Here is a 13,240-nt window from a genome sequence, read left to right as displayed (position 1 = left end):
ATGAGGGGATTCCATTTATAGTATGTTTTCAGGGCGAATAGGAAGCTTGGCTTACCTAAAAACGGGCTTGTTTTTGGAAATGGGCTTCATCAAAAAAAAGATACCAATTAAGGTATCTTCTAAATAAAAGTATTTAATAAAAGCGCAAAACCAAATGCAATAAATGATAACAATGTCTCAAGTACCGTCCACGTTTTAAACGTTTCCTTCACCGTTAATCCTAAATACTCTTTTACAAGCCAAAATCCTGCATCATTTACGTGAGAAAACATTAATGATCCTGCACCCGTTGCTATAACGAGCAATTCTAAATTTACACCTGACATGTGCTGAATAACTGGTGAAACAATCCCTGCTGCTGTCGTTAATGCTACTGTCGCTGAACCTGTTGCAATTCGAATTAATCCAGCTACCATAAAAGCTAACACAATTGGTGATAACGCTATATGTTCTGCCATTTGGGCAATCGCTGTTCCAACGCCGCTTTCAATTAATATTTGTTTAAATCCACCGCCTGCACCAATAATTAAAATAATGGAACCGACCGGTAATAAACTGTCATCCGTTAATTTTTTAATCATCTTTTTATTAATTCCTTGCCTTATTCCAAGTAAATAAAATGCTGCAAAACATGAAATAAGTAAAGCAATTACTGGACTTCCTATAAATACAAAAAATTCAGTTATCTTTTTTGGTAATGAAATATATGGTGCCACTACTGATAAAATCATCAATACAACTGGTAATAAAATAATAAAAAATGAAACTTTACGACTTGGTAAATCTGTTGATACAGTCGTAACTCGAACAAGCTCTGGTTCATTTTCAGGTATAACCCTTTTATGTACCCACTTTGCAAATATCGGTCCTGCGATAATGGCTGTTGGTAACGCGATAATTAATGAATATAAAAGTACCTTTCCTAAGTTCGCGTTATAAATACCGATTGCTGTCATCGCCCCTGGATGTGGTGGCACTAGCCCATGCACAATAGATAATCCAGCAATAACAGGTAACGCAATTAATAATATATTTTGCTTCGTCGTTTTTCGAATAGAAATAACAAGTGGTAATAAAATGACGATCCCCACTTCAAAAAACACTGGAATTCCTATAACAAATCCTGCAAATAACATAGCCCACGGTAGTTTCTTTACACCGAAAAATCGAATAAAGAAGTCTGCCACTTGCATGCCGGCCCCTGAATCGGACATCATTTTTCCTAAAATTGTTCCGAGAGCTAAAATACCAACTAAATGCCCTAGTACACTACCAACACCAGTTTCATAGGCAGTCACTATTTTCGTCAAATTCAATCCAGACATGATAGCTAAAAATAAACTCGCAACTGTTAAACTAATAAATGCATGCCATTTCCACCATGATACCCCTAAAATAACAATCGCGATTGCAAATAACGTGACGATTAATAAGTATATATCCATCTCTCATTCCCCTTACTTTTATCCCGTATTTGCAGGCAATAAACACCTAATTGGTGCGGGATGAATCTAATGAAACACTTTATAAAAAAAGAGGGCGAATACCCTCCTTTTATACGTCATAATTCACTACATAATGCTGCATTTCTGTGTTGTAGTAGCCTTCGCTATATTCAATTACTTCGCCAACTTCATCGTAAGAATAGCGCATACGTTTTAATAACGCTGTCCCCTCTTTTTCACCTAACGCTTCTGCAACGAAACTAGGCGCAAGTCCAACAGCGAATTCATCTCTGAAGTTTTCTAAATGTATACCTCGGTCTTCAACTAAATCGTAAAGCGATTGCAAGTCAAAGTCCGATAAATCTGTACTTGCCATGTGTGCTGAGAAATAGTGCGTATAATGAATGTACGGTGCATCATTTAACGTATATAAACGTTCGATACGAAAACTTTCCCTACCGAATAATTGAAATGGCACTGTTCCTTCTTCATTATGAACGATTTCTGCTTTTAGCAGTTTCTTTTGTACTTTATATCCTTCTTCCACTAACACTTCTGTAAATTTCTTACCCTTTGACAACTTTGTCGCAGAAGTATTACGGATCACTTTCGTTCCTTTACCGCTTTTCTTTTCTAAATATCCTTCTTGAGCAAGTTCTTTAATCGCATTACGCACTGTAATTTTGCTCACTTTGAACTCTTCTTCTAACTGCGGTTCGGAAGGAATATTCGTATGAATCGCATATACACCATGCAATATTCGATCACGAATAATATTTTTTATTTGTAAATATAATGGTCCTTTTTTCCTCGTTACGTTCACCGTTACACCCACTACCTTTCTACATCACCTACTGATGCCGTCATTGCCCGAAGTATATCCTTCTCTGATGACATTGGCGTATCACCGACGATTGTATGTGCAAGCATTCCAGCTGCTGACGCAAATGAAACAGCTTTCTCTGGTGCAAACTCTTCTATCTCGCCATGAATAATCCCGCTCGTATAAGCATCTCCAGCACCTATTCTATCATATACAGAAAACGTAAGTGTTTTTGCAAAAGTGAACGCACCATCTTTACATATAAACCCGCGAAGCGAGTGTGTATTATCGCTATTAATAGAGCGATGTGTACCAGCAATTGTAGCGATATGATATGTTTCAGCAACCTTTGGAATAAGATCAACAAGTTGCGCCTCTCGCTCTGTCTCCTCTGTTTTCATTCCAAGAACGAACATTGCATCTTTTTCGTTCATCATAACGATATCAGCAAGAGCTAGCATTTCTTCGTAATGTGGTTTCGCCTGCTCATACCCGTCTTCTCCCCAAAGAGATGGACGATAGTTGCAATCAAAGACGACAGTTCCTCCGTTTTCTTTCACTGCTTTCGCTAAAGATTTCATATGATGGCGCACCGTATCATTCATCGCAAGTGTAATTCCGCAAAAATGAACGATATCAATTTCCTTTGCGATTTCTTCAAATTGATACATGTCTTCACATGCCGTATTGAAGCTGCTTTCTAATCGATTTGAATATGTAACGCGGCTTGCACGTGCTCCAAATCCATTTTCTAAAAAGTACATGCCGACATATTTACCGCCTCTTGAAATAAACGGTGCCCGAATGCCTAACTTTTGAATATGTGATACCGCAGCATCCCCAACAGAATTTTCCGGTAAAGTTGAAATAAGAAAGCCTTCATGACCGAGATGAGAAAGTGCTGCTGCCACGTTCACACCTGTACCAGAAAATGAGTACTTTAATGTGTTAGCTTGCGATAACAATTCATACCCTGGTACTTGCAGGCGCATCATTACTTCGCCGAATGCTGCAATTTTCTTACGCATTTTGATCAACTAGCTTCTTCACTACCGCTAATAATTCGCGAACATCTTCTACTTTCGTATTGCCAGTTTCTTTATCAATAATAGAAGAGTACACGTGCGGGATAACTTGCTCTACATTTGCTTCTAGCGCAATACGTACAATTGTTTCGAAGTTTTCTTTATCAATTCCGCCTGTTGGCTCTAATGCAAATCCTTCTTCCGCACAAGCTTTCGCAACTGCGCGATATTCTTCTTCATGAGCTAAACCTTTCATTGGGAAGTATTTCAATGAATTTCCGCCCATATCACGTACAAGTGCGATTGCTGTTTTAATTGGAACGATTGCTTTTTCTTCTCCAGCTGCACTAATTGGACCAGTAGAAATATTTACGTACCCTACTTTTCCTGTTGGTGATACTAAACTATTAATCCAGCTATCTTTTCCGCCAAGATTTGCACGTGTCGCTCCAACTGAAGGGAACACTTGATTAATATGGCTACCAGGATAATGCTTCGCAATTTCAGCTACAACTGCTGCTTGGCGATTATCTCCTGCGCCTAATCCGATCGATACAGCGTCATCAATTTCTTTTCCGTATGCTTTCATCGCTGTAACTGCTTCTTCTACTGTTGGATAATCTTTTGATAACACTCCAACAACTACATAACCTTCTGCGGCCTCAAAAATGTCTTTCGCATTTTCGATATTGTTCGCTAATACATTTAATGCTACGCGGCCTTTATAAAAACGTTTTTGAATGTTTGTCATTTTAGTTTCCCCCTACAATTTCTCTCATTTTTTCTTCGATTACATGTATGTCATCACCTTGAAGTGGACGTGGATCAATATCAAAGAATCCTTGTCTTACTCCGTAATCACGTGTATAAATGGCGATTTCCCCTTCTCGTAATGCTGTTACGACGTCTTTTGCTGATTTATTTAACTCGTTCTCTTTAATGTGAATACGTGCTCTAAAGATTGCTCTTCCTGCTTCATCTTGAACGATCGTTACATTTACACCGTTTAATTCTTTTAGCGGCATAAGTACTTGTAATAACTCTTTTTCTTGCTCACTCTTATCTTCTTTTACTCCGTACTCGTCAAGCGCTTGAAGTAAGCCGAAAGTTGTTTCTTTCCCAACTTTCATACTTCTTCCGATGCAATGTAATTGCACTTTCAGCCACTCGATATATTTTCGTTTACCGCCGACAATACCAGAAGTTGGTCCTTCAATTGCCTTTGAACCGCTATAAATGGCAAGGTCTGAATACTTCACATATTTTTGAATATCTTCTTCAGCTGCCGCATCGACGATAAGTGGTACGTTATTTCGCTGCGCAACTTCCCATGCTTCTTCAACAGAAATCATATTTTTTTGCACGGCATGATGGGATTTCACATATAGAATCGCTGCTGTATTTTCACCAATCGCATCTTCAATATGTTCTGCTTTCCCTTCATTTGCGTAGCCAACTTCTACAAGTTTTCCTCCGCCTAAGTAAATCATCGTTTCAATAGGAGCACCGTATTGAACGTTATGACCTTTTAACATAATCACTTCGTTTTTCGCGATGACCTCTTGATGAAGTCTTTCACTTTTACGGCGATTTCCTTCTGTAACGATACTAGCGATAGAAAGTGCAATTCCGCTCGATGCTGAATTTACAACGACAGCTGCCTCTGAATCTAGAATTCTCGCAATATGGTCTCCCGCTTTATCTACTAAATCTGCAATTTCCACATAATTTTGTCCACCATGTTTCATCGCATCCATAACTGTATTTGTCGGAGCGGATACACCTAAAATACTCATTCTACCGCTCGCATTAATCACTCTTTTTAATCCGTACTTAGCATTCAATGAATGACCCATTGATTACAACCCCTTTCGTATCAATTCTTCTTTCAGCAACGCGCTGATCCCCTTCTGAATCAATTAACGTAATCGGTTCATCTTTCACCGTAAATAAAGTTAAGTTTGCAATATCGCCTTCTTGAATACGGCCAAGCTCTGGTTTCTTCAGCCACTCTGCCGCATTTTTCGTCACCGCATTTATTACTTCTTCTAGCGGATATCCTAAGTAAAGAAATTTCGAAAGAACGTGAGCCATACTATACACTGGACCGTGTATACGATTCTTCCGGTAAATGTCTGTACTAATTGTATTAAAGGCAATACCGTGACGCTTCGCCGCTTCTGCTACTTTAAAAGAAAAACTAGCATTACCGTGACCAACATCTAAATGAACACCGCGCTTCACTGCATCTAATAAAACTGGTAGCGGTTTGCCTTCTTCATCAAATAAATTATTTTCTTTCCCGTTTAAATAATGTGTAATCACATCATCTTTTTCTAAAAGAGGTACAACTTCCTCAATGCGAGGAGGCGCTGAACCGATATGTACCATAATCGGTAATGATGTTTCACGAGATAAAGAGCGTGCAACATGAAGCGGTTCAATTCCGCTATCACAAACGACGCTTTTACTCATTCTCGCCTTTAATCCAACGATTACATCTTTATACTTTTCTACTGCTTCTATTACTTTCTCTTTATCTATCCATCCCATGTTGGATAATTCATCAATTCGTTTCAAACCGATGCGAGAAATATTTAAAAAGGCAAATAAATTCGTTTTCGCCTGCTCTCTACTTTTTACTAAATCTGCGATACGATCAGCTCCGCAGCTACCCGCATCAACAATTGTCGTTACCCCTTGCTTAACGCCAATTTCATCCACCTCATCGCCATACGGATCAAACTCTGGAAAAGCATGAACGTGTAAATCAATCCAGCCACTCGATACGTAAGTACCTGAGTAATCAAGAACCTTTCCACCCTCGCCAGCACCAGCTTTCGTCACCTTTGCGATTTTATTATTTTCAATTACAATGTCAATCTCTTCCCCGTTCACACGTTTCACATTACGTAGTACGAATCGTTCTGTCATTGTATTTCCACCCTTTTCTATAAGAAGCCCAAGAATACGCTTACATTAAAGTTTCATTTTTATTTATCTCTTTCACATATTTAGAGTAGCACAAAAAAAGGAAGAAGTAAATATAACGTTATAATGTTTAAAAGTAGAATAAGAGATACTCCTCAAAATTCTGATAGTACAGGAAATTATATCAACGCTTTTTCAAATATATCTACCGTAACTCAAAATATATCAACGATTCAACAAGAAATATCGATTTACCGACAAAAAACGCCAATCCCTTTCTTATATACGAAAAAGCTGCTCCAAAACGGAACAACCTCTTTCTCTATTCCTGAACCGTCACAATAACCCCATCCATATTATTCCCCGAAATTTCATACTGCTTATTCACCGGAACATTCACTTTCATGTTTCCGGAAACTTTATAATAAGAAACCGTATATTTCTTACCTTCCACATCGGTTGTAATTTCTTTTTTCTCTTTTAAGAAATCTAAATATTCTTCTAGTGTGAAATTCTTTTTTTGCATAATCGCACTATGGGGTAAGCCGACATAACGGATATGCCATGGCTCATATTGAATGCCTGTAATATTGCTTTTATTTTTCGGATAACGTAATACAAAGCCGTGCTTCCATACGTTCTCTTCAATCCATCTTCCTTCAGGGGCTCTCTCCATTTTCTTTTGCGTAGATCCAACGTCGAGTGATAATCCTAAATTATGTTCACTATATCCTGCTGGAAGTGCATAATCTGATCCCATGTCTTTATATAATTTACTTTGCTCTTTAAAATCTCGATAGCCACTACTCATTAAGAAATGTTGTACGCCATCTTTTCCAGCCGCATCGACAACGTTTAAAAACTTTTTTACAACATCCTTTGATAAACGAAGATTTCTATCAAATATTACGTAACCTCTTACTAATTCACTATTATGATTTACATTTATAATGTCAGGCCTAATGCTATCTTTTTTTACTGGGTAATCTTTATTAACTAATAACAGATTACCTTTATAAATCTCTTCTTTTGTAATCTCTATCTTTTCAGTATTCGCAGCTCTTACCTTATTATCTTTTTCCGCAATTTTAACATCGATCTCCTTTTGAAATAACGGTGATATATAAAAGCCTACACAGACTGTACATAATATAAAAAGAGAAATAAATACCCACTTTTTCATCTCTAGTTCCTCCTTAACGTAACTTACGTATAGAATAGAAAAAACTATTAAAATAAAAAGTGGGGTAAAGTTTAAATTTTTATTAAATTGTTAAGTCTCGTCTTTTGGTAATCTCACTTCAAATACCGTTCTAACTATATTACTTTCAGCAGAAATCATACCGTTATGCTGCTCAACAATATTTTTCGCAATAAATAGTCCAAGGCCTGTCCCGCCACGGTTCACAGTTCTCGATTTATCACCTGTATAAAACATATCAAAAAGATACGGTAAATCTTCTTCTGGAATGCTATCTCCGTAATTAATAACTTGTACGACAACTTCTTCATTATCGATATACCCATTCATATCAACAAATTGCCCATCATATCCATATCGAACGGCATTTGTTAACAGGTTCTCAAATACTCTAGCTAACAATTTTCCATCACCGTTAATCGGCAAATGAGGATCAACATTCAATCTAGCTTCTAAATGATGTTTTTCTAATAACGGATACAATTCCTCATCTAACTGTATAAGTAGCTCATTTACATCGATCGGCTTTGTATCCAACTTTAACATGCCATAGTTCATACGTGTAATTTCAAATAATTCATCAATTAAGCTTTCAAGCCTTTGCGATTTCGTAAAAGCAATCGTGGCAAAGTGTTTAATTTGTTCCTTCGTCAAATTCTCATCTTTAAGAATTAGGTCTAAATAACCTAAAACAGATGTTAACGGCGTTCTTAAATCGTGAGCTAAGTTAACAATAAGCTGGTCCTTACTACTTTCCGCGAAATCTCCTCGTTCCACTGCTTCCTTTAGTTTCTCACTCGCTACATTCATTTCACTTGCAATATATCCAAACTCATCATTTGATGAAACGCGCACTTTATTTGTAAAATCTCCGTTCGCCAAATGATGAATTCCGTTTGAAATCTCATCAAAATATTTTAAATACGGCCTAGTAAGGAAGAAGAAAAACATAATGGACAGAGGGATGAAAATAATTAAAAAGAAATTAACATCCCCAATTTGTCTTACCATGGAACGAAATTGAGCTAACGGATCCTCATAACGAACGACTAATTTATAATAAATCCGTAATCCTTCATAAATGAAATACGTTATGCCAGCAGCTAATATCATACTTAACGCAAATAGCATAACCATCTTCGAGCGAAAACTTCTCATCTTTTTAGCCATTGAAAGTATACCCTACTCCCCACACTGTTTTTATTAACTTATCCTTTCTTTTATCTTCCCCAAGCTTTTTCCGCAACGTACGAATATGTACCATAACTGTATTTCCACCTTCAAAATAATCATCCGCCCACACTTGCTGAAAAATATTTTCCACATTGTACACTTTCTTCGGATGGCTCGCTAATAAATATAAAATATCAAACTCTTTTGGCGTTAATTCAATTTTCTCATCGTACACATCTACCGTTCGGCGCTCAGGATCAATCACAACTCCGCCTATGGCTAAAGCAGATTTGCTCTCCGCTACTTTCGGTTGATTTAACGTAAGAAATCGGCGTAATTGTGCATTCACACGTGCGACTAATTCAATTGGTGTAAAAGGTTTTGTCATATAATCATCTGCACCTAATACAAGACCTGTCACCTTATCAAAATCAGATGTTTTCGCACTTAGAAAAATGATTGGCATATGGTGCTTCGCGCGAATTTGGCGCGTCACTTCATAACCATCCATTTTCGGCATCATAATATCTAAAACCACTAAGTCGATTGGCTGCGTTTCAATAACATGAATTGCCTCTTCTCCATCAGCTGCTTTCACGACGTGGTACCCTTCTTTTTCTAAATGTATCTCAATTAAATCAGCAATTTCTGCCTCATCATCCGCTATTAAAATTGAAATGCGCTTCATATTACTCCCCCTTATATACGCTCGATTGTAAACTAGTCTATCCAATTTGTACAATATGAAAAGGTTACTCGCGGGAGTAACCTTAGTAAATGAAATTATATCGACGATTTTTCAAATATATCGAACACAACTTGAAATATATCAACGATTTTTTTAATATATCGACGTTTCGACAAGGAATATCGACTTACCGACAATTAACGACGAAATTCGCCTGCTATTTGAAAGACTCAACCTACCGCTCCAAAACAATTCGCTGCTTCGTAATTTCTGCTAGTCTCCCGCGATCTATCTCATACTCAGCATCAACGCTTTGCGGTACAATCACTTTCCCGCCCTCAAGCATCACTTCCGGCGAAATAATATCCTTCTCCCAATGTCGACTAGAAGCGGATATATCACCAGGAATCGTAAAGTTCGGCAATGAGGCGAGAGCAACATTTTGAGCTCGTGAAATCCCCATCTCTACCATACCTCCGCACCAAACAGGTATGTTATGCTCCATACAATAATCATGGATTTGAATCGACTCCGTTAATCCACCCACTCGTCCTGGTTTAATATTAACGATGCGGCAACTGCCAAGCGTAATCGCAACGCGCGCGTCTTCTAAACTATGGATACTTTCGTCTAAACAAATCGGCGTTTCAATTTTCTTTTGCAGCTGTGCATGATCAAGAAAATCGTAATCCGCTAGCGGTTGCTCAATCATCAGCAATTGAAATTCATCTAATCGTTTCAGTTTCTCCGTATCCGCTAACGTGTACGCTGAATTTGCATCAGCCATTAACGGGATATGCGGGAACTCTTTACGAATTTCTTTCAATAATTCGTAATCATGCTCTGGCTTTATTTTTACTTTAAAACGCTCGTATCCTTCTTCCGCGTACTTCTCGATTTGTTTTAACATAACCGGAATCGTATTGATTCCAATTACAACACCGACTTCAATTTCAGTCCTAGTTCCACCAAGTAATGTCGCTAACGGTTTCTTTTGACGCTTCGCATATAAATCCCAAACAGCTCCTTCAATTCCGGCCTTTGCCATTCGGTTTCTCTTTATATGCTGGAACAAACTCGGCATTTCATTCGGATGAGAAATTTCAGCCTTTAATAAATCAGGTAATAAAAAGTCTTGCAGTACATGCAGTGCTGTCTTCACCGTTTCTTCCGTATACCACGGCTCAGAGAATGCAACGACTTCGCCAAATCCAATGTGCCCGTCTGTATCTTCTAATTCAATGACGATACTTTCACGCTTTTCATAAGTTCCGTAGCTTGCAGCAAACGGAATGACGAGTGGCATTTCTATTATATAAAGTGTCGCTTTTTTTATTTCCACTTACATCTCCTCCACTAATTGTCTTAACTCTCTTCTTAACAATTTTTTCGAAGCATTTCGTGGTAATTCCTCTAAGAAACACGCTTTCTTCGGCACTTTATATTTTGCCAATTTCTCCTCGCAAAAATGAAGAATTTCTTCTTCTGTTACCTCTCCACTTTTTACAACAAAGGCAGCGGGTACTTGTCCCCATTTATCGTCAGTCATACCGACAACACCGGCCTCCGCTACCATCGGATGAGAAAGCAACACTTCTTCAATTTGAGCCGGATATATATTTTCTCCGCCAGAAATAATTAAATCACTGCGGCGATCTAATACGTATAAAAATCCTTCTTCATCTAAATAACCGAGATCACCAGTATGAAGCCATCCGTTTTGAATGGTTTCGCGCGTCGCATCTTCACGGTTAAAATAACCACCTGTTACGTTCGGTCCTTTTACTACGATCTCGCCTTCTGCAAACGGCGGTACTACTACGCCATCTTTTTCAATACGAAGTTGACACTGAAATAGTGGTTTTCCAGCTGATCCTACTTTCGTTAACATATAATCTGCGAATAACGTACAAATTTGCGACGAAGTTTCTGTCATACCATACGTTTGATACACAGGAATTCCTTTATCTACACATGTTTCGAGTAACGGTTTCGGGGCTGGTCCTCCGCCAAGTAACATGCATCGTAAAGAAGATGGATATGTCTCTCCTCCAAGTATCTCTAATAAATCAGTTAACATTTTAGAAACGACAGAAATGATCGTAACACCTCTCGTTTGAAGTGCTTTATGAATGAAATTCGCATCATATTTCGGAACGAGTAAAATGCGCATGCCGTACATAATGTTTTTCATTAAAAGGGAAAGACCGCCAACGTGGAACATTGGCATACAAGCTAACCAGCAATCATCATCACGAAGCCCTAAATTAAGCGAAGAACCGACTGCGCTTGCCCAGTGATTACCGTACGTTAAAATAACGCCTTTCGGTTTCCCTGTCGTCCCTGACGTATAAATAATTGTCATCGCTTCTTCTAAAGAGAATTCTTCTTGTATAGAGGCTTCCGCCTTTGGTCCATTCATCACTTCGGCAAATGAATATACAGGAACATCTTTAGCCTCGAAATCTTGATCCGTCACTAAACAAATAACTTCAGCATCATCCATTTGCCAAAGTAGCTCTTCTCTTGAAAGACGCGTATTTAAAAGTACAGCTACTGCACCTACGTAAGATAGGGCGTGAATAACTGTAATCATCTCCATACCATTTTTCATCAGAACAGCCACCTTTTGCCCACGCTTTATCCCAACATATGAAAGGTGTTCACAAACAGATACTACTTTTTCATGCAGCTGCATAAAAGTAACCTTTTCATCCTCTATTTCAATTGCAGTGCGATCTGGTGTTAAAAATGCACGTTGCATTAACCAATTTGGCATCGTCTCCATCATTCATTCTCCTTTCATGAAAGAAAGAGACTTGATATGACATCAAGTCTCTTAGTTGTTTTGTTTCCTGTTGATCTCATCTAGCTACGCCTCCTAGCCCCTTCCGTCTAAGAACCTTCCGCACGAGAAAGTAAAAAACACTTTCTGTGCGAAAGAACCTTAGCCAACGGGGCTAAGCAGTCGGCTTCGCTTTTAAAACATCTAGCTACAGCGGCTAGAACAGTCGGTCGTTTCACGCCTTCCTACGCCCTCTTGTTCTAAACGAGCCGCTTCCGCTTTTGATCACGGGAAACGAGGGAATTGACCGAAGTCCGGACTGCGTTTTTCTTTGAACGCGTCGCGACCTTCTTTTGCTTCGTCAGTTGTGTAGTACAATAACGTTGCATCTCCAGCTAGTTGTTGAATACCAGCTAGACCGTCTGTGTCTGCGTTGAATGCAGCTTTTAGGAAACGAAGTGCCATTGGGCTGTTTGCTAAGATTTCTTGTGCCCATTGTACTGTTTCTGCTTCAAGCTCTTCTAATGGTACTACTGTGTTTACTAAGCCCATATCAAGCGCTTCCTGTGCGCTGTATTGACGGCATAGGTACCAAATTTCGCGAGCTTTCTTGTGGCCTACCATACGAGCTAAGTAACCAGCTCCGTATCCACCGTCAAAGCTTCCTACTTTAGGACCTGTTTGTCCGAATACAGCGTTGTCTGCAGCGATTGTTAAGTCACATACGATATGAAGTACGTGTCCACCACCGATTGCATAACCTGCTACCATTGCGATAACTGGTTTAGGAATTGCGCGAATTAGACGTTGTAGGTCTAATACGTTTAAACGAGGGATTTGGTCGTCACCTACATATCCACCATGACCGCGAACTTTTTGGTCGCCGCCAGAACAGAATGCACGTCCACCTTCACCTGTTAAAATGATAACGCCAACATTTGCATCATCACGAGCGTGTGCAAAAGCGTTGATTAACTCCATTACCGTTTTAGGACGGAATGCGTTATGTACTTCAGGACGGTTAATCGAAATCTTTGCGATACCATTGTATGTTGAATAAATAATATCTTCGTAATTGCCTTCTTTTACCCATTCAATAGCCATTACAACTACCTCCTTGTATATTTCTGATCTCCTCTATAAGTGTAGCTTCCTTCTTAGATGAAAAA

The 13,240-nt window shown here is 38.7% G+C and carries 12 protein-coding genes; all 12 read right to left on the bottom strand.

The genetic code is table 11. The features are described from left to right. Window positions 1-119 precede the first annotated feature (119 nt). The gene (gene gntP / locus QEP67_RS03105; RefSeq protein WP_000356137.1) at window positions 120-1,445 is read right to left on the bottom strand and encodes a gluconate permease GntP; all 1,326 of its coding nucleotides are present in this window, start codon (window positions 1,443-1,445) and stop codon (window positions 120-122) included. A 109-nt stretch (window positions 1,446-1,554) separates the two neighbouring features. Beyond that, the gene (locus QEP67_RS03100) at window positions 1,555-2,280 is read right to left on the bottom strand and encodes a GntR family transcriptional regulator (RefSeq protein WP_033658692.1); all 726 of its coding nucleotides are present in this window, start codon (window positions 2,278-2,280) and stop codon (window positions 1,555-1,557) included. Then, entirely contained in the window at window positions 2,280-3,296 is a 1,017-nt protein-coding gene (locus QEP67_RS03095) for a sugar kinase (RefSeq protein ID WP_001227472.1), read from the bottom strand. The genes QEP67_RS03100 and QEP67_RS03095 overlap by 1 nt, the downstream gene beginning before the upstream one ends. Then, complete coding sequence (locus QEP67_RS03090) at window positions 3,289-4,044, bottom strand: KDGP aldolase family protein (protein WP_000181914.1); 756 nt, start codon at window positions 4,042-4,044, stop codon at window positions 3,289-3,291. Before QEP67_RS03090 ends, QEP67_RS03095 begins: the two co-directional genes overlap by 8 nt. Before the next feature lies 1 nt (window position 4,045). Further along, complete coding sequence (locus QEP67_RS03085) at window positions 4,046-5,149, bottom strand: DgaE family pyridoxal phosphate-dependent ammonia lyase (protein WP_064460196.1); 1,104 nt, start codon at window positions 5,147-5,149, stop codon at window positions 4,046-4,048. Further along, window positions 5,127-6,227: an amidohydrolase/deacetylase family metallohydrolase gene (locus tag QEP67_RS03080; RefSeq protein WP_048565824.1), complete on the bottom strand. Its 1,101-nt coding sequence runs from the start codon at window positions 6,225-6,227 to the stop codon at window positions 5,127-5,129. Before QEP67_RS03080 ends, QEP67_RS03085 begins: the two co-directional genes overlap by 23 nt. Window positions 6,228-6,546: 319 nt before the next feature. Beyond that, on the bottom strand, window positions 6,547-7,407 hold the full coding sequence (locus QEP67_RS03075) for a D-Ala-D-Ala carboxypeptidase VanY (RefSeq protein WP_000759416.1): 861 nt from the start codon (window positions 7,405-7,407) through the stop codon (window positions 6,547-6,549). Window positions 7,408-7,497: 90 nt separating this feature from the next. Continuing rightward, window positions 7,498-8,595 (bottom strand): HAMP domain-containing sensor histidine kinase, encoded by a 1,098-nt coding sequence (locus QEP67_RS03070; RefSeq protein WP_064460197.1) that lies wholly within the window; start codon window positions 8,593-8,595, stop codon window positions 7,498-7,500. Beyond that, complete coding sequence (locus QEP67_RS03065; protein WP_000822500.1) at window positions 8,588-9,286, bottom strand: response regulator transcription factor; 699 nt, start codon at window positions 9,284-9,286, stop codon at window positions 8,588-8,590. Before QEP67_RS03065 ends, QEP67_RS03070 begins: the two co-directional genes overlap by 8 nt. 235 nt (window positions 9,287-9,521) lie before the next feature. After that, on the bottom strand, window positions 9,522-10,628 hold the full coding sequence (gene menC, locus QEP67_RS03060; RefSeq protein ID WP_000403297.1) for an o-succinylbenzoate synthase: 1,107 nt from the start codon (window positions 10,626-10,628) through the stop codon (window positions 9,522-9,524). Then, a complete protein-coding gene (locus QEP67_RS03055) occupies window positions 10,629-12,074 on the bottom strand; it encodes an o-succinylbenzoate--CoA ligase (RefSeq protein WP_000449564.1) in 1,446 nt (481 codons plus the stop codon). A gap of 282 nt (window positions 12,075-12,356) precedes the next feature. After that, complete coding sequence (menB, locus tag QEP67_RS03050) at window positions 12,357-13,175, bottom strand: 1,4-dihydroxy-2-naphthoyl-CoA synthase (protein ID WP_000963888.1); 819 nt, start codon at window positions 13,173-13,175, stop codon at window positions 12,357-12,359. Between the last annotated feature and the right edge of the window lie 65 nt (window positions 13,176-13,240).

It is taken from the genome of Bacillus cereus group sp. MS39 (assembly GCF_040448665.1).
In the GTDB taxonomy this organism is placed as follows: domain Bacteria; phylum Bacillota; class Bacilli; order Bacillales; family Bacillaceae_G; genus Bacillus_A; species Bacillus_A wiedmannii.
Note: the sequence above shows the minus strand (reverse complement) of the source record. Positions and strands in the feature narration are given on the sequence as shown.